General features: G+C 72.5%; 13 protein-coding genes, 1 tRNA gene and 1 pseudogene. 7 read left to right on the top strand and 8 right to left on the bottom strand.

The window, feature by feature from the left end; genetic code table 11:
• Positions 1–229 precede the first annotated feature (229 nt).
• On the bottom strand, positions 230–1072 hold the full coding sequence (locus tag GL259_RS16615; RefSeq protein WP_159533550.1) for a MurR/RpiR family transcriptional regulator: 843 nt from the start codon (positions 1070–1072) through the stop codon (positions 230–232).
• A 210-nt stretch (positions 1073–1282) separates the two neighbouring features.
• Here GL259_RS16615 and GL259_RS16620 point away from each other — a divergent pair, with 210 nt between their 5' ends.
• On the top strand, positions 1283–1705 hold the full coding sequence (locus GL259_RS16620; protein WP_166461648.1) for a hypothetical protein: 423 nt from the start codon (positions 1283–1285) through the stop codon (positions 1703–1705).
• Between the two features lie 373 nt (positions 1706–2078).
• Here GL259_RS16620 and GL259_RS16625 read toward each other — a convergent pair whose 3' ends face one another.
• Complete coding sequence (locus GL259_RS16625) at positions 2079–3467, bottom strand: cystathionine beta-synthase (RefSeq protein ID WP_159533554.1); 1389 nt, start codon at positions 3465–3467, stop codon at positions 2079–2081.
• 163 nt (positions 3468–3630) lie between these two features.
• Between GL259_RS16625 and GL259_RS16630 the strand changes: the two genes are divergently transcribed.
• The 3 genes from GL259_RS16630 to GL259_RS16640 all read left to right on the top strand — a co-directional run bounded on the left by GL259_RS16630 (position 3631) and on the right by GL259_RS16640 (position 7479).
• Positions 3631–4650, top strand: coding sequence for an SGNH/GDSL hydrolase family protein (locus GL259_RS16630; RefSeq protein WP_159533556.1), 1020 nt, complete (start codon positions 3631–3633; stop codon positions 4648–4650).
• Positions 4651–5187: 537 nt separating this feature from the next.
• Complete coding sequence (locus GL259_RS16635; RefSeq protein ID WP_159533558.1) at positions 5188–6408, top strand: acetyl-CoA C-acetyltransferase; 1221 nt, start codon at positions 5188–5190, stop codon at positions 6406–6408.
• A 291-nt stretch (positions 6409–6699) separates the two neighbouring features.
• The gene (locus GL259_RS16640; RefSeq protein WP_159533560.1) at positions 6700–7479 is read left to right on the top strand and encodes a hypothetical protein; all 780 of its coding nucleotides are present in this window, start codon (positions 6700–6702) and stop codon (positions 7477–7479) included.
• Between the two features lie 69 nt (positions 7480–7548).
• On the opposite strand, the gene GL259_RS16645 is transcribed toward GL259_RS16640, so the two are convergent.
• Entirely contained in the window at positions 7549–7860 is a 312-nt protein-coding gene (locus GL259_RS16645; protein ID WP_208026480.1) for a hypothetical protein, read from the bottom strand.
• Positions 7861–7961: 101 nt separating this feature from the next.
• Between GL259_RS16645 and GL259_RS16650 the strand changes: the two genes are divergently transcribed.
• On the top strand, positions 7962–8189 hold the full coding sequence (locus GL259_RS16650) for a DUF4287 domain-containing protein (protein ID WP_159533562.1): 228 nt from the start codon (positions 7962–7964) through the stop codon (positions 8187–8189).
• Positions 8190–8278: 89 nt separating this feature from the next.
• On the opposite strand, the gene GL259_RS16655 is transcribed toward GL259_RS16650, so the two are convergent.
• The 3 genes from GL259_RS16655 to GL259_RS16665 all read right to left on the bottom strand — a co-directional run bounded on the left by GL259_RS16655 (position 8279) and on the right by GL259_RS16665 (position 10137).
• Complete coding sequence (locus tag GL259_RS16655) at positions 8279–9187, bottom strand: Bax inhibitor-1/YccA family protein (RefSeq protein WP_159533564.1); 909 nt, start codon at positions 9185–9187, stop codon at positions 8279–8281.
• A 285-nt stretch (positions 9188–9472) separates the two neighbouring features.
• Positions 9473–9901, bottom strand: coding sequence for a hypothetical protein (locus GL259_RS16660; protein ID WP_159533566.1), 429 nt, complete (start codon positions 9899–9901; stop codon positions 9473–9475).
• A 149-nt stretch (positions 9902–10050) separates the two neighbouring features.
• Positions 10051–10137: transfer RNA gene (locus tag GL259_RS16665), tRNA-Leu, on the bottom strand.
• A gap of 393 nt (positions 10138–10530) precedes the next feature.
• Here GL259_RS16665 and GL259_RS16670 point away from each other — a divergent pair.
• Together GL259_RS16670 and GL259_RS16675 are read left to right on the top strand one after the other, a co-directional pair.
• The gene (locus GL259_RS16670) at positions 10531–11301 is read left to right on the top strand and encodes an ABC transporter ATP-binding protein (RefSeq protein WP_159533568.1); all 771 of its coding nucleotides are present in this window, start codon (positions 10531–10533) and stop codon (positions 11299–11301) included.
• Between the two features lie 59 nt (positions 11302–11360).
• Positions 11361–13889, top strand: coding sequence for an ABC transporter permease (locus GL259_RS16675; RefSeq protein WP_159533570.1), 2529 nt, complete (start codon positions 11361–11363; stop codon positions 13887–13889).
• Between the two features lie 80 nt (positions 13890–13969).
• Here the strand turns inward: GL259_RS16675 and GL259_RS16680 are convergent.
• Together GL259_RS16680 and GL259_RS16685 are read right to left on the bottom strand one after the other, a co-directional pair.
• Positions 13970–15267, bottom strand: a pseudogene (locus GL259_RS16680) (cyclopropane-fatty-acyl-phospholipid synthase family protein).
• Between the two features lie 412 nt (positions 15268–15679).
• Positions 15680–17068 (bottom strand): NAD(P)/FAD-dependent oxidoreductase, encoded by a 1389-nt coding sequence (locus tag GL259_RS16685; protein WP_159533572.1) that lies wholly within the window; start codon positions 17066–17068, stop codon positions 15680–15682.
• Positions 17069–17239 lie beyond the last annotated feature (171 nt).

Here is a 17239-nt window from a genome sequence, read left to right on the forward strand (position 1 = left end):
CACGTCGCCAGTGAAGCGTCCGGACGCCGCTCGGCGTCCGGACGGAGTACACCGTGGACACACGTTAGTGACGCAAGGTGAGACGAATCTGAGAAGACGGGAGCGGAGAGGGCGGGGCCGGGAGGACGGGTGCGGGAGAGCCCGCTCGGCACGGCGGCCCGTGCCGTCGTCCCACCGCCCCGTCACCCCGTCGGTCCGTCACCCGTCACCCCGCCGGTCCGCCGGTCCGTCAGTCCACGAACAGCCCGCGCGCCGCCGCCTTCGCGTCGAACTCCTCCAGCCGCGCCTGGGCCTCGGGCAGGCCGTCGCACATCGCCTCCAGCAGCACCCGCCCCAGCAGCATCGGCGCGCACGCCGTGTCGAAGGCGAGCCCGGTGCCGACGGCGGCGGGCAGCAGCAGGTCGGACACCTTGGCGACCGGCGCGAACGCGGAGTCGGCGACGGTGACGACGGTCAGCCCGGTCTCCTTGGCGTGGGTGAGGGCGTCGACGACCTCACGGGGGTGCCGGGGCAGCGCGAAGCACAGCAGGGCGTCCGCCCCCGCGCGGACCGCGGCGTCGATGCGGTCGTGGAGCATCGTGCCGCCCTCGTTGAGCAGCCGTACGTCGGGATGGACCTTGGCGGCGAAGTAGGCGAAGCCGTGCGCCTGGGCCGCAGCCGCCCGCAGCCCGAGCACGGGCAGCGGGCGGCTGCCCGCGAGGATCCGTCCCGCCCGCTGCACGGGCGCGGGGTCGGCCAGCGCCTCCGCGAGGTGCCGCAGGTTCTCGATCTCGGCCTCGACGGCCTGCTGGTACTCGTTGTACGCACCGGTCTCCGGCGCGGGTTCGGCGGGCGCGACCTCGCGCAGGTGGCGGCGCAGGGCGGGGTAGCCGTCGAAGCCGAGGGCGACGGCGAACCGGGTCACCGAGGGCTGGCTGACCCCGGCCAGCTCGGCCAGTTCCACGCTGGACAGGAACGGCACGTCGGCGGCGCGCCGGACCATGCTGTGCGCGATGCGCCGCTGGGTCGGCGTCAGCCGGTGCCCCTCGAAGAGCGCCTGCAGGCGCGCCGCAGGGCTGTCGGTGACGCTCATGGCGTGGTTCCCCCTCGACCTATTCACCCGTCGCACTTCCTGCATGCCGTTATACAGGCGCACGCGGGCGCGCACGACCTCGGCCGGTCACCGGTCCCGGACCCGCCCGCTCCGGGGCGAGCCGGGGAGCGGGTGAACCCGAGGGCGAGAGGGGGGCTAACCCCAGTGCCGCCGGCTCCCCGCCTGCCTACCGTGGACCGCATGACCGGAATGGACGCGCGGGACGCCGACCTGAAGAAGGAACTCGACGCCACCCTGCAGGCCCGCAGGGAACTGGGAGAGGAGTACGAGTCCGCGCTGGTCGACTCGTTCCTGGAGAAGGTCGACCAGCGCATCGACGGCGCGGTGGAGCGCCGGATCCGCCGTCAGTTCGCCGAGCAGCAGATGACGGTCGCCCGGGACGCGCGGACGCCGAGGGCCACGGACACCTGGGGCGAGCGCTTCGGCTTCGGGATCGTCTCGCTGGTCCTCGCGGTGCCGCTGTCCGCGATCGGCGGGGGCGTGGCCCATCTGCCGGGCCTGCTGGTCACCTGGCTGGGCATCGTCGGCGTCAACGTCGCGCAGGCCGCCCGCACCAACCCGGGCCTGTTCGGCCGCCGCAAGGCCGGGCAGGACGGCGACTGGGACGACTGACCGGCCGGGACGGCCGGCCGGGGTGACCGCACGGGGAGTGGTGCGCGGGGACCGCCGCACCCCCGTCACCGGGGGGCGGGACGACGGCGGTCCCCGCGAGGGACGCGGGCCGGCCGGGCCGGGCTGCGCGTCCGAGGCGTCCATGGAGGTCCGGGAGCCGCTCCGGAGGTCCTTCGACGCCGTTCTCCGCCGGCCGGAACGGGGAGCCGCTCCCGTCCCGCCGACATCCACCAATGTGCCGGACGCGTGTTAAGCGAGTGCTGCGCGGACGTGACACGCTCGTACCGCTTGCGCGAAGTCCACGAAGATCACCAACGGCCCGACCGCCCGGCGTTCACGGCCGGTTCACCCGCCGTTCCGCGCGACACCGCGGTCACCTGCCGCCCTTGGCGAGGAAGGACAGCAGGTCCTGACGGCTGATCACCCCGGTCGGCTTGCCCTCGACGAGGACGATCGCCGCGTCCGCCCCGCCCAGGACGGCCATCAGGTCGCCCACGGGCTCACCGGAGCCGACCTGCGGCAGCGGCGCGGACATGTGCTTCTCCAGCGGGTCGTCGAGCGAGGCGCTCTTGCTGAACAGCGCGTCCAGCAGCTCCCGTTCCACCACCGAGCCGACGACCTCGGCGGCCATCACGTCCGGGTGACCGGCGCCCGGCTTGACGACCGGCATCTGCGAGACGCCGTACTCGCGCAGCACCTCGATGGCCTGGCCGACCGTCTCGTCGGGGTGCATGTGGACGAGGGAGGGCATGGAGCCGCCCTCCTTGTCGTCGAGGACGTCGCCGACGCGGGCGTTGGGGCCCTCATTCTCCAGGAAGCCGTAGTCGGCCATCCACTCGTCGTTGAAGATCTTGCTGAGGTAGCCGCGTCCGCTGTCCGGCAGCAGCACCACCACGACGTCGTCCTCGCCGAGCCGCTCGGCCACCCGCAGCGCCGCCACGACCGCCATGCCGCAGGAGCCGCCGACCAGCAGGCCCTCCTCCTTGGCGAGGCGCCGGGTCATCTGGAAGGAGTCCTTGTCGGAGACGGCGACGATCTCGTCCGCGACGGTGCGGTCGTAGGCGGTCGGCCAGAAGTCCTCACCGACGCCCTCCACCAGGTACGGCCGCCCGGAGCCGCCCGAGTACACCGACCCCTCGGGGTCGGCGCCGACGACCTGGACGCGGCCGCCGCTGGCCTCCTTCAGGTAGCGCCCGGTCCCGGAGATGGTGCCGCCGGTGCCGACGCCGGCCACGAAGTGGGTGATCCGCCCCTCGGTCTGCTCCCACAGCTCGGGACCGGTGGAGTGGTAGTGGGAGAGGGGGTTGTTGGGATTGGAGTACTGGTCCGGCTTCCAGGCCCCCGGCGTCTCGCGGACCAGCCGGTCGGAGACGTTGTAGTAGGAGTCGGGGTGCTCGGGCGCCACGGCGGTGGGGCAGACGACGACCTCGGCCCCGTAGGCCCGCAGCACGTTGATCTTGTCCGTGGAGACCTTGTCCGGGCACACGAAGATGCACTTGTAGCCCTTCTGCTGGGCCACGATGGCGAGCCCGACCCCGGTGTTGCCGCTGGTCGGCTCGACGATGGTGCCGCCCGGCTTCAGCTCCCCGCTCTTCTCCGCCGCCTCGATCATGCGCAGGGCGATGCGGTCCTTCACGGAACCGCCGGGGTTGAAGTACTCCACCTTGGCCAGGACGGTCGCCCTGATGCCCTTGGTCACGCTGTTGAGCCGCACCAGCGGGGTGTTGCCGACGAGGCTGATCATCGAGTCGTGGAATTGCACCGTTGTCTCCGGATGCTGCAAAAGGGGTGGTCGTGGTGGTGAAGCCAGCCTAGGCCCTTCCGCCGCCGGACCCGGCCGGGTCGTTCACTCCCCGTCGAGATTGGACCACGGTCCGTACGGGGCAAGCACTGGGTGTACGGCTTCGAGGAGGTGGCGGCGAGGCATGACGAGCATGTCGAGGGCGAGGACGGCCCGGCGGATCGCGGCCGGCGCGGCATACGGCGGCGGGGGCATCGGACTGGCCGGCGCGGCCACCGTGGGCCTGCTGGTCGCCCAGGCCCAGCTGGCGCGTCGTCGGGTGGGCAACGGCGCGGCTCCTCACGTACCGAACGCGGACGGCCTGTACGGCGCCGCCTACACCGTGCCCGGCGAACCGGCGCTGCGGCTGACCATGCTGGGCGACTCCACGGCCGCCGGCCAGGGCGTGCACCGGGCCGGGCAGACCCCGGGCGCGCTGCTGGCGTCGGGGGTCGCCGCGATCGCGGAACGCCCCGTGGGGCTGAGCACGGTCGCGGTGCCCGGCGCGTGCTCCGACGACCTGGACCGGCAGGTGACGCTGGCCCTGGCGGACCCGTCCCGGGTGCCCGACATCTGCGTGATCATGGTCGGCGCCAACGACGTCACCCACCGCATGCCGCCGACCCGCTCGGTGCGCCACCTGTCCTCGGCGGTGCGCCGGCTGCGCACCGCCGGCGCGGAGGTCGTCGTCGGCACCTGTCCCGACCTCGGCACGATCGAACCGGTCCGGCAGCCGCTGCGCTGGCTGGCCCGCCGCGCCTCCCGCCAGCTGGCGGCGGCGCAGACGATCGGCGTGGTCGAGCAGGGCGGGCGCACCGTGTCGCTGGGCGATCTGCTGGGCCCCGAGTTCGCCGCCAACCCGCGCGAGCTCTTCGGCCCGGACAGCTACCACCCCTCCGCGGAGGGGTACGCCACGGCCGCGATGGCCGTGCTGCCGACGGTCTGCGCCGCCCTGGGCCTGTGGCCGGCCGAGGAGGAGCGCCCCGACGCCGCCCGCCGCGAGGGCTTCCTCCCGGTCGCACGAGCGGCGGCCGAGGCCGCGTCGGAGGCCGGCACGGAGGTCACGGCCGCGATGCCGGCGGGGTCGCGGGGACCCTGGGCGCTGCTGAAGCGCCGCCGCCGGCGGCGGGTCCCGGAGCCGGAGCCCGCGGCGCCGACGGCCTAGGGGGTGTCGTTCGGATCAGGCCGGCTCCGGGCAACGGTGCCTTGCGGACCGACCCGAGCGGGGTCTGGTGCGTGCGGGTGCAAGGCGGAGGAGGGCGCCAGGGCGGAGCCCCGGCAACCGACGACAACGCCGCAGATGCGCGTGCCGGGCCCCGCGGCCCCGGCAAGATCCGAACGACACCCCCTAGCCGACGGCCTGGGAGGACCGGTGCCGCCGGCGGCCGGGGGCGGGCCGTGCGGGCCGGCGTCGGCGGGGTGCCTCCCCGGGTTCTTCGGGCAGGGGCACCCCGGCGCCCGCCCGTGCCGCCCCGGGGGCGCCTCCCGGGGCACCGGGGAGGCGCGTCCGGCCGCGATCCGGCGAAGGAACCAAGCAAGCGCTTAGAAAGTTGCGGTCCATGTCACACCGCCACACCCGTGACCCCGCCCATACGTCCGGGTAACTTCCCAAGCAGCCCTGCCCGACCACCCGGTATGCCCTCCCCTCACCCGACCACCCCTCAACGAGGCGCTACGCGCCACCCCTTCGTCAGGAGCCGTGATGCCCGAAGCCGTGATCGTCTCAGCCGCCCGCTCCCCCATCGGCCGTGCCTTCAAGGGCTCCCTGAAGGACCTGCGCCCGGACGACCTGACCGCCACGATCATCCAGGCCGCCCTCGCCAAGGTCCCCGAGCTGGACCCGAAGGACATCGACGACCTGATGCTCGGCTGCGGCCTGCCCGGCGGCGAGCAGGGCAACAACCTCGGCCGCGTCGTCGCCGTGCAGATGGGGATGGACCACCTCCCCGGCTGCACCATCACCCGCTACTGCTCGTCCTCGCTGCAGACCTCCCGCATGGCCCTGCACGCCATCAAGGCCGGCGAGGGCGACGTCTTCATCTCGGCCGGCGTCGAGACCGTCTCCCGCTACGCCAAGGGCAACTCCGACAGCCTCCCGGACACGCGCAACCCGCTGTTCGCCGAGGCCGAGGCCCGCACCGCCGCCGTCGCCGAGTCGGAGGGCTCCACCTGGCACGACCCGCGCGAGGACGGCCTGCTGCCCGACCCGTACATCGCGATGGGCCAGACCGCCGAGAACCTGGCCCGGTGGAAGGGCGTCACCCGCCAGGAGATGGACGAGTTCGGCGTCCGTTCGCAGAACCTCGCCGAGGAGGCCATCAAGAACGGCTTCTGGGAGCGCGAGATCACCCCGGTGACGCTTCCCGACGGCACCGTGGTCAGCAAGGACGACGGCCCCCGCCCCGGCGTCACCATGGAGGGCGTGGCCGGCCTGAAGCCCGTCTTCCGCCCCGACGGCCTGGTGACCGCCGGCAACTGCTGCCCGCTCAACGACGGCGCCGCCGCGCTCGTCATCATGAGCGACACCAAGGCCCGCGAGCTCGGCCTCACCCCGCTCGCCCGGATCGTCTCCACCGGCGTCTCCGGGCTCTCCCCGGAGATCATGGGCCTCGGCCCGGTCGAGGCGAGCAAGCAGGCCCTGGGGCGGGCCGGCCTGACCATCGACGACATCGACCTGGTCGAGATCAACGAGGCGTTCGCCGCCCAGGTGATCCCCTCCTACCGCGACCTCGGCATCCCGCTGGAGAAGCTGAACGTCAACGGCGGCGCCATCGCCGTCGGCCACCCCTTCGGCATGACCGGCGCCCGCATCACCACCACGCTCATCAACTCCCTCCAGTTCCACGACAAGCAGTTCGGCCTGGAGACGATGTGCGTCGGCGGCGGCCAGGGCATGGCGATGGTCATCGAGCGCCTGAGCTGAGCACCGCGGCGGCCGCCGCGGCCGCTGGGTAGCCGTCGCGGCACGGTCCGTGAGGCGTGGGCCCGGGTTCCCGGTCACTCCGGGGTCCCGGGCCGTTCCGTGATCCAATCTCCCCCAGGATGTGACCTATCTCGCCCGCCCAGGGGATCCGCGCAGGTCAGGGACGCTCCCCCGGCGGGCCCGGAATCACAGACCTGTCCGCTTCGTGACGTTACGCACTGACAGATGGTTAGTCCGCCCTTCAAGCTGATGTAGGAAGTCGGGGGTCGACTTTGAACCGGGAGTACGTCAGTGAGCGCCATGCCGATCGCCCTGCTGATCACCACGGCCGCCACCGGCGCCGTGGGCGTCGCGGTCCTGCGCAGCATCATGGTGCTGCGCCGCCGGGTCGCGGCCCTGCACACCGAGCTGGCCGAGTACCGCTCCGCCGCGACGCGCGGGCTCGTCCCCGCCGCCCGCGCCGCCGACACCGACGAGATACGCGCGGCCGTGGCCGAGGCGCTCGCCGAGGAGCGGGAGCGGGAGCTCGCCGAGGCGCGGGCCTTCTGGGCCGCCCAGGAGACCTGTGACGCCTCCGACGCGCCCTCCCTGCTGGGCCTGGCCGACAGTGAGCTGTTCCTGCCGCGGCAGGCCGATTTCGCGGGTCTGGAGCCGGTGACCGAACCGGCCGCCGACACCGACGAGCACCCCGGGGACTCCCCGGAGCTGGCCGCGGCCCGCCGCCGCCACCCCTCGCACCCGGACTTCGTGCCGAACCCGTCGCCGGTGGTGGACGACCACGAGCGCACGGTGACCGTGCTGGAGGAACTGGCCGCCTCCCGGGTGGAACTGACCGACGTCCGCCCGGGCCCGCTGGGCACGCTGGACGTCTACGCGTTCGCCGACGGGACGACGCTGTGCATGACCCCGGGCCACCGCGAGACCGCCGAGCGCCTGACCTCGGCCCTGCGGGCGGGCGAGACCGCGTTCCTGCTGGGCGGCTCGGGCATCTCGGGGGCGTACACGCTGACCTTCTCCTGCGGCGAGGAGACCGTCTACGTCCTGGCGGACCGCGTCATCGCGTCCCTCTAGCGTCCCGCCGGCCGGTGTCCCGACGGCATCCGCCGGCCCGGGGCCGGAGCGTCCACGCGCCGGACGCCGTCAGACGCCGGCGCGTTTCTGCGCCTCCTCCACCAGCCGCACCGCCTCCTCGACCTCGTCCTCGGACTTCAGTACGAGGGCCAGGTCGTGGCCGGCGACGGTGATCTGGTCGGCGGCGGCGAACATCCCGGCGTCGGGCATCTCGCGGGGCTCGGTGCCCGGCTCCTCGACCGCCTGCGTCCGCCGCGCCATCTCCCTGGCCAGGGCGAGCGCCTCGGCGGCCGCCCCTCGTTGCAGCCGGCTCTGCGGGGCTGCCCGCAGGCGGTCGGCGAAATGATCCACGGCACGGGTGAGGGGCGTCGTATCAACCACGCGGCGAGCGTACGCGGACCGGCAGGACTGTTGCCAACGCGCGAACGCTCGGGCACGGTGAGTTGAGGACCGGCTTACATCCCCTGCGTCCGGAGGCGCCGATGTCCCAAGTCTTCTCCGAAGAGACCCACCGCAACATGCTCGCCCGCATCCCCCACTGCACCGGTCGTGAGATCACCGACTGGCTGCGCACCGTCGAGGAAGGCCCGGCCCTCCGCTTCGAGGAGAAGGTCAGCTGGCTCCGGCACGAGTACGACCTGGCGTACGGCCACGCCAAGGCGATCATCCACGAGTACGACCTGAGGAGGGCCGCGCGCAAACTGCTCTAGCCGCGCGTTTTTCCGCATGCGGTACGAACGCGAAGGGCCCCGGGTGAACCCGGGGCCCTTCGCGCGGTCGGCGCCTGCGGCGCGAGCCGTCAGTCGTTGCTGTTGAGGATCGAGATGAGCCGCAGGAACTCCAGGTAGATCCACACCAGCGTCAGCGTCAGGCCGAAGGCCGCGAGCCAGGCCTCCTCGCGCGGGGCGCCGTAGGCGATGCCGTCCTCGACCTGCTTGAAGTCCAGGGCGAGGAAGCAGGCACCGAGGATGATGCCGATGACGCCGAAGAGGACGCCGAGCGCGCCGCTGCGGAAGCCGAGGCCGTCACCGCCGCCGAACACCGCGAACAGCAGGTTCACGGACATCAGCAGGATGAAGCCGAGCGCGGCCGCCATCACGAAGCCGTAGAAGCGGCGGTTGACGCGGATCCAGCCCGCCTTGTACGCCACCAGCACACCGGCGAAGACCGCCATGGTGCCGAGCACGGCCTGCATGGCCGCACCGTCGGCGATGCGGTTGTCGACGATGTTGGAGACCACGCCGAGGAAGACGCCCTCGAACGCGGCGTACGTCAGGATCAGCGCCGGCGAGGCCTTGCGCTTGAAGGACTGGACGAACGCCAGGACCATGCCGATCAGCGCGGCGCCGATGCCGATGCCGTAGGACCGGCTGATGTTGGCGTCGTCGACCGGCAGCAGCGCCCAGGAGAGCGCGGCGGTCACGATGAGCACACCGAGCGTGCTCGCCGTGCGCATGACGACATCGTCGATGGTCATCCGGCCGGTGGTGGCCGGGGCCTGCGGCGGTGCGCCGTACTGCAGGTCCTGCTGCGCGTACGGGTTCTGCGCGTACGGGTTCTGCGCGTAGGGGTTGCCCGTCGGCTGCGCGTACGGGTTGCCCTGGGTGGCGACAGCGGGACCCCCGGCCTGCGGCGCGGTGTTGAAGCCCGCGTAGCCGTTGTCGCGGCTGAACCCCCGTCGCGAGAAGACCGGGTTTCTGCTCCTCATTTCACTCCTCCATGGCCACACAGCGCGGCCTTGGCTCAAGAGTAATAGGTAGGCAAAGGATTGACCCTAATGCTTGGGGAGGATCTTTCCCTCGTCGTGCTGCGCAACACGCTACGCGGCTTGGTGATTCCCCTCACCACGGGGCACCGAACCATGACCGACCCGGTACCTGTCCGGAACAGGCCGGAGATCATCCGCTCGCCCCGGCCGCGTCCGCCCTCGCCCAGGGGCGCCCTCGCGGCCCCGGCGGCGGAAGCGGGCGCGCGGGGCGCCCGTGCCGGCGGTTCACCGGAGGACGGCCGGGCGGTCGGCGGGGGTGTACTCGCCGGCGACGGTGAGGACGCCGGCGCAGCGCGGGCACTCCGCTCGGCCGAAGAGGTGAGCGGTCCCGTCGGCGAGCACGTCGCGCGCGGGCAGGTCGCGGAAGGACGCGAGGCAGTCGGCCGGCCGCGACCGCAGGTGCCGGTCCAGCGGTTCCCGGAACTCCGCGAGCGCGCCGGCGCGGTCCGCCGGCGGATCGTCGCAGCCGTGCGTCCCCGCCGCGCACCGCGTGATCGTCCCGGCGGGGCCGCGCGCCCACGCGCTCCGGGGGGCGGGGCGGACGGGGCGCGGGTCCGGTGGCGGTGGCGGTGGCGGTGGCGTCCGAGCGGATGCCTCGCCCGGTGCCACGGCCGGCCGGGTACGCGGCCGCTCGTCGACCGTGGTGACGGGCACGGTCGCCCCGTGGCGGACGGCAGGCCCGGTGCCCCCGTGACGTCAGCGCGACCGCGTCCGTGCGCACGCGTGAAGAGGGATGGGCCCGCACCGCGGGCGGAGGAGCGCGGCGACGGGGCGTCGCCGCCGATCAAGAGCGCTGAGCGTGATGGTGCCCGGAGCCGGACTCGAACCGGCACGCCCGCATAGGGGCAGCGAGGTTTAAGCTCGCCGTGTCTGCATTCCACCATCCGGGCAGGCCGTGGGCTCCGCTTCGCGGTTCCGACCTTATCGGGACCTCACCCCCCAACAGCGCCGGGAGGGGCCGATCTTGTCTGATTTTATTGGCGCCTGAGGGAGCATCAGCAATCCGAATGCGCCGTCAGCACATGTCCCACAGCCTTGCGTGTGAGGATCGGCCGCACATGCGGATTGACGGAATTTCACCGTCTGGACAAGGACACTCCACCCGTTCCCGTCACGGCCGGCCCTCGGGGTCCGCCGTCATCCCCAGGTATGACACGGCCTCCGGCGGTCCGCCCGAGGTCGCCCACCGGAACCGGAGCAGCGGTTGACTACACGGCGGCAAACGGGCGGAACGATGGACCACGTCCCCCAGCACCCGTCGCCCTGACAGGAGGGTCCATCCCGTGACCACCGCATCCCTCGCCGACCGGACCACCGCCGTGGCCGCACGCGCCACGGACCTGTCGAAGATCTACGGCCAGGGCGAGACCCGGGTGGTCGCCCTGGACCGGGTCTCCGTCGCCTTCCGGCAGGCCGAGTTCACCGCGATCATGGGCCCCTCCGGCTCCGGCAAGTCCACGCTGATGCACTGCGTGGCCGGCCTGGACACCTTCTCCTCCGGTTCCGTGCGCATCGGCGAGACGGAGCTGGGCTCGCTGAAGGACAAACAGCTGACCAGGCTGCGCCGGGACAAGATCGGCTTCATCTTCCAGGCGTTCAACCTGCTCCCGACGCTGACGGCGCTGGAGAACATCACCCTCCCGATGGACATCGCGGGCCGCAGGCCGGACCGGCAGTGGCTGGACACCGTGATCGGGATGGTCGGCCTGTCGGGGCGGCTGAGCCACCGGCCCGCCCAGCTGTCCGGCGGTCAGCAGCAGCGGGTGGCCGTGGCCCGGGCACTGGCCTCCAAGCCGGACATCATCTTCGGTGACGAGCCCACCGGCAACCTCGACTCCCGCTCCGGCGCCGAGGTGCTGGGCTTCCTGCGCAACTCCGTGCGGGAGCTGGGGCAGACGGTGGTCATGGTGACCCACGACCCGGTGGCGGCCGCCTACGCGAACCGGGTGGTCTTCCTGGCGGACGGCCGGATCGTGGACGAGATGCACGGGCCGACGGCCGACTCGGTGCTCGACCGGATGAAGCGGTTCGACGCCAAGGGCCGCACCAGCTGACGCCTCCCCCACCCCGTTCCGCGCCTCTCCCCCGTACGTCTGGACTCGAGAAGACACCCATGTTCCGTACCGCCTTGCGCAACGTGCTCGCGCACAAGGCCCGGCTCCTGATGACCGTGCTCGCCGTGATGCTCGGCGTGGCCTTCGTGTCGGGGACCCTGGTCTTCACCAACACCATCTCCGACGCCCTGCAGAAGCAGTCCGCCAAGGGCTTCGACCACGTCGACGTCTCCGTCACGCCCCGGTGGGAGGACGCCGAGGGCGACCGGGTCGGCGAGAGCCGGGAACTGACCCGCGCCCTGGTCGACGACAGCGCCCGGGTGCCGGGCGCCGAGCGGGCCATCGGAGTGGTCACCGGTTTCACCGCCATGGCCGGCAAGGACGGCAAGCTCGTCGGCGACGGCTTCCAGTCGCAGGGCGGCAACTACTGGGGCGCCGACGACCCCCGCTACCCGCTGGTCGAGGGACGCGCGCCGAAGGGCGAGGGCGAGATCCTCATCGACTCCGAGACCGCGGAGCGCACCGGGTACGGGGTCGGCGACACCGTACGGCTCTCGGTCGACGGTCCCGTCCTGGAGCCGGTCGTCACGGGCGTCTTCACCACGGAGGACGGCAACGTCGCGGCCGGCGGGAGCCTCACGCTGTTCGACACGGCGACCGCGCAGAAGCTGTTCGGCAAGGAGGGCACCTTCGACGAGATCGCCGTCAAGGCGAAGGACGGCGTCGGCGAGGCCGCGTTGCGGGCGCAGCTGGAGAAGGCGCTGCCCTCCGAGGTCGTCGAGACCACCACCGCCCAGAAGCTCGCCGACGACCAGGCGGAGACGATCGCCTCCTCGATGAGCGGCCTGAAGCAGGGCCTGCTGGTGTTCGCCGGGATCGCGTTGTTCGTCGGCACCTTCATCATCGCCAACACCTTCACCATGCTGGTCGCCCAGCGCACCAGGGAACTGGCGCTGATGCGCGCGGTCGGCGCCTCCCGCCGGCAGGTCACGCGGTCGGTGCTGATCGAGGCGTTCGTGGTCGGCGCGGTCGCCGCCGTGGCCGGGCTGGTCGCCGGCGTCGGCATCGGCGTCGGGCTGCGCTCGCTGATGGGGACGCTGGAGGCGACCGTGCCCGACGGGCCGCTGGTGGTCTCGCCGGGCACCGTCGGCACCGCGTTCGCCGTCGGCATCCTGGTCACCATGCTCGCCGCGTGGCTGCCCGGCCGACGGGCGGCGAAGATCCCGCCGGTGGCGGCGATGAGCTCCGTGCACGCCCGGGCGACCACCAAGTCGCTGGTGCTGCGCAACACGCTGGGCGCGCTGTTCTCGGCGGCGGGCGTCGCGGTGGTCCTCGCAGCCACGACGATGGACGGCTCCGACGGCCAGGCCCCCATGGGCCTCGGCGCGGTGCTGCTGATCATCGGGGTGTTCGTCCTGACCCCGCTGCTGTCCCGCCCGCTGATCGCGGCGGCGGCCCCGGTGCTGCGCGTCTTCGGGATCTCCGGCAAGCTGGCCCGGCAGAACTCGGTGCGCAACCCGCGCCGCACCGCGGCGACCGCGTCCGCGCTGATGATCGGGCTCACCCTGATCACCGGGATGACGGTGATGGCGGGCAGCCTGCAGAAGTCCATCGACAAGATGGCGGCCGCCGCGATCGAGGCGGACTACGTGGTCTCGATGGCGAACGGCAACCAGCTCTCGCCGGACGTGGAGCGGAAGCTGAAGCGGACCGCCGGCGTCGCCGCCACCAGCCCGATGCGCAACGCGCCCTCCCGCATCGACGGCCGGACCGAGTTCCTGACCGGCGTCGACGGCTCCACGATCGGCGGGCTGACCGAGCTGGAGGTCGAGGGCGGCGCCTTCGAGGTCGGCGGCGCGCGGGTCGTCGTGGACCGGGACACGGCGACGTCGCACGGCTGGAGGACCGGCTCGGACTTCACGGTCGCCTACGAGGACGGCGAGAAGCAGAAGCTGACGGTCGCCGGTGTCTACGAGCCCAACGAGATGATCAGCGGCATCATGATCGACACCGCGACCCTCGCCCCGCACACCGCCGAACCGGCCGACATGCTGGTCATGGTGAAGACCTCCGACGGCGCCTCCGACGCGGTGAAGGACCGGCTGGAGAAGGCCCTCGGCACCAACCCGGCGATCAAGGTCCAGGACAAGAAGGACCTCTCCGACGAGATCGCGCAGATGTTCACCCTGATACTGAACATGGTCTACGGCCTGCTGGCGATGGCGGTGATCGTCGCGGTCCTCGGCGTCATCAACACCCTGGCCATGTCGGTGTTCGAGCGCTCGCAGGAGATCGGCATGCTGCGCGCGATCGGCCTGGACCGCAAGGGCGTGAAGCGGATGGTCCGCCTGGAGTCCCTGGTGATCTCCCTGTTCGGCGGGGTGCTCGGCATCGGCCTGGGCGTGTTCTTCGGCTGGGCCGCCGGTGAGCTGCTGGGCACGAGGATGGCCACCTACGAACTGGTCCTGCCGTGGGGCCGGATGGCGCTCTTCCTGCTGCTGGCCGCGCTGGTGGGCGTCCTGGCGGCGCTCTGGCCGGCCCGGCGGGCGGCGCGGCTGAACATGCTGCAGGCGATCAAGGCGGAGTAGGAGCAGCAGGAGGAGCACGGCGGGCGGCGCGGGCCCCGTTCCGGTGGACGGAACGGGGCCCGCCGGCGTGCGCCGTGCCGTCAGTTCCAGGTGCGGGTGCGCAGGGGGAGGCCGGAGGCGCCGGACCCGGGGGTCCTCACGGCCAGGACCTGGTTGACGCCGATGCTGTTGTGCTCGAAGGCGAGTGCGGAGGCGGCCATGTACAGCAGCCAGACGCGGGCCCGGCCGGGGCCGGCGAGACCCACCGCGCGGTCCCAGCCGGCCTCCAGGTTCGCCACCCAGCGGCGCAGGGTGAGGGCGTAGTGCTCGCGGAGCGACTCGACGTCGCGCACCTCGAACCCGGAGCGCTCCAGCAGGGACACCGTGGTGCCCAGCGGGGCGAGTTCGCCGTCGGGGAAGACGTAGGCGTCGATGAAGGGGTCCACCCGGTACGACGTCTCGTCCCGCTGCGGGCGCCGGCCGATCTGGTGGTTCAGCAGCCGCCCGCCCGGTGCGAGGAGGCCGTGCAGGGCGGTGGCGTACTCCAGGTAGCGCTCGGACCCGACGTGCTCGGCCATGCCGATGGAGGAGACGGCGTCGTACGGCCCGTCCGTGACGTCCCGGTAGTCCTGCACGCGGATCTCGACGCGGTCGGTGAGGCCCTCGTCGGCGACGCGCTTGCGGGCGTAGGCGGCCTGCTCCTCGGAGAGGGTGATGCCGACGACGTCCACGCCGTGGTCGCGGGCGGCGTGGACGGCCATGGAGCCCCAGCCGCAGCCGACGTCCAGCAGGCGCCGGCCGGGCTCCAGGGCGAGCTTGCGGGCGACGAGTTCGAGCTTGTCGTGCTGGGCCTGTTCGAGGGTGCCCTGCGGGGGCGGGGCCGGCCAGTAGGCGCAGGAGTACACCATGGACGGGCCGAGGACGAGTGCGTAGAAGTCGTTGCCGACGTCGTAGTGGTGGCTGATGGCGCGTCGGTCGCTGTGCTTGGTGTGCAGGCCGCGGCGGGGGCGGCGGGCCTCCTCGGGGGCGGGGCGGGCGGCAGCGGGAGGCCCGCGAGGGCGATCAGTCCGCGGGCGGCGGAGCGGAAGCCGGGGTCGCGCAGGGACCGGGCCAGGGTGCGGGCGTCGTCGCCGCGCTCCCAGATGAGGCCGGAGAGCAGGTCGAGGGCGGTGTACAGGTCGCCGTCGACGGCGAGGTCCCCGGCCACCCAGGCGCGGGCGAGGCCGAGTTCGCCCGGCTTCCACAGCAGGCGGCGCAGGGCGCGTCGGTTGCGTACGACCAGGACCGGCGCGCCCGGCGGGCCCGCCTGCGACCCGTCCCAGGCGCGGACGCGCACGGGGAGGGGGGTGTCCAGCAACTGTTCGACGAGGCCCTTCAGCCGCGACGCGGCGTCTGCCATGGTGCACACCTCCGATAGGGGTGTCCCCCGCTCGAGCGGGATCGAGCGCTTGGGGAGGGAGAATCCCGGAACGTCGTCACCACGTAAACACCCGCGGGCCGGTCGGCCGTCCCCGGCGCGCGTCAGGAACGGGCAAAACGCCGCCGCGAGGGACGGGGCTTCACTCCTCCGGCGTGCAGGTGGACCGCCCGCGGGGGTCCGCCCCGGGCCCGCCGGGGGCGCCGCGCCCTCGCCCGCCGGGCCCGGCCGGTCGACCACCCCGCCCGGCTCCGGTCCCCTGCCGCGCCACGGAACTCCGCCCGCCCGGCTCCGGGTCCCCTGCCGCGCCACCGGGCTCCGCCCGGAAACGCCGAAGGGGCCGCCCGCACCACGGATGGCGGACGGCCCCTTCAGGGCGTTCGGTGACCGGAGGTCAGGAGGCCTTGGCCTTCTCCTCGGTCTTCTCCTGCTTGGCCGCCGGCGCCGGCGCCGGCTTCGCGGCCTCGTAGAACTCCTCGCGCGGCGACTCGATCGCGCCGAGCGACACGACCTCGCGCTTGAGGAACATGCCGAGGGTCCAGTCGGCGAAGACGCGGATCTTGCGGTTCCAGGTCGGCATGGCCATGCCGTGGTAGCCACGGTGCATGTACCAGGCGAGCCGGCCCTTGAGCTTGATCTTCATCTTGCCCATGACGATCATCGCCACGCCCTTGTGCAGGCCGAGGCCCGCCACCGCGCCCTTGTTGGCGTGGCTGTACTCCTTCTGCGGGAAGCCCCGCATGCCGGAGACCACGTTGTCGCCGAGCACCTTGGCCTGGCGCAGCGCGTGCTGGGCGTTCGGCGGGCACCAGGCGTTCTCGTTGCCGGCCTTGCGGCCCACCAGGTCCGGCACCTGGGCGTTGTCGCCCGCGGCCCAGATGTAGTCCGTGCCCTTCACCTGGAGCGTGGGCTCGGTGTCGACGTGACCGCGCGGGCCCAGCGGCAGGCCGAAGCGGGCCAGCGCCGGGTTGGGCTTGACGCCGGCCGTCCACACGATGGTGTTGGAGTCGACCTCGAGGCCGTTCTTCAGCACCACGTGGCCGTCGACGCAGGATTCCATCGACGTGGACAGGTAGACCTCGACGCCGCGGCCCTCGAGGTGCTCCTTGCCGTACGTGCCGAGCTTGGGGCCGACCTCGGGGAGGATCTTGTCGGCGGCGTCGACGAGGATGAAGCGCATGTCCTCACGGGACACGTTCCTGTAGTACTTGGCCGCGTCCCGGGCCATGTCCTCGACCTCACCGATGGTCTCCGCGCCGGCGAAGCCGCCGCCCACGAAGACGAAGGTGAGCGCCTTGCGCCGGATCTCCTCGTCCGTGGTGGAGTCGGCCTTGTCGAGCTGCTCGAGGACGTGGTTGCGCAGGCCGATGGCCTCCTCGATGCCCTTCATGCCGATGCCCTGCTCGGCGAGGCCGGGGATCGGGAAGGTGCGGGAGACCGCGCCGAGCGCGATCACCAGGTAGTCGAAGGGCAGCTCGTACGCCTCGCCGGTCAGCGGGGCGATCGTGGCGACCTTGCGGTCCTGGTCGATGGTGGTGACCCGGCCGGTGAGGACCTCCGCCTTGGGAAGCACGCGCCGCAGCGGGACGACGACGTGCCGGGGGGAGATGCTGCCGGCGGCGGCTTCGGGGAGGAAGGGCTGGTAGGTCATGTACGACCGGGGGTCGACGACCGTGACGGTCGCCTCGCCGTAACGCATCTTCTTCTGGATGCGCCGAGCTGCGTACAGGCCTACGTACCCACCGCCTACTACGAGGATCCTGGGACGCTCCGTGGTGCTCATGGCATCGAGTATCCACCCGTCCCGAGGGGGTGGTTCGTGCGCCCCTTCACAAGCTTCGACAGGGCCTGTGTTACACTCCCGCGCCTTTGTGATCCACGCCATGGTGCCTTCCGGGAACCGGAACACTTCATGATCCGTTGTCAATGCCGCGTGAGCTGCCTCTCCGCCAGG

This window comes from Streptomyces sp. Tu 3180 (assembly GCF_009852415.1).
GTDB lineage: Bacteria > Actinomycetota > Actinomycetes > Streptomycetales > Streptomycetaceae > Streptomyces.

Bases quoted from the DNA above. Each gene is read 5' to 3' on its own strand.
- GL259_RS16635 (WP_159533558.1), top strand. From the start codon at position 5,188: ATGCCCGAAGCCGTGATCGTCTCAGCCGCCCGCTCCCCCATCGGCCGT.
- GL259_RS16655 (WP_159533564.1), bottom strand. From the start codon at position 9,187: ATGAGGAGCAGAAACCCGGTCTTCTCGCGACGGGGGTTCAGCCGCGAC.
- GL259_RS16650 (WP_159533562.1), top strand. From the start codon at position 7,962: ATGTCCCAAGTCTTCTCCGAAGAGACCCACCGCAACATGCTCGCCCGC.
- GL259_RS16685 (WP_159533572.1), bottom strand. From the start codon at position 17,068: ATGAGCACCACGGAGCGTCCCAGGATCCTCGTAGTAGGCGGTGGGTAC.
- GL259_RS16630 (WP_159533556.1), top strand. From the start codon at position 3,631: ATGACGAGCATGTCGAGGGCGAGGACGGCCCGGCGGATCGCGGCCGGC.
- GL259_RS16615 (WP_159533550.1), bottom strand. From the start codon at position 1,072: ATGAGCGTCACCGACAGCCCTGCGGCGCGCCTGCAGGCGCTCTTCGAG.
- GL259_RS16675 (WP_159533570.1), top strand. From the start codon at position 11,361: ATGTTCCGTACCGCCTTGCGCAACGTGCTCGCGCACAAGGCCCGGCTC.
- GL259_RS16620 (WP_166461648.1), top strand. From the start codon at position 1,283: ATGGACGCGCGGGACGCCGACCTGAAGAAGGAACTCGACGCCACCCTG.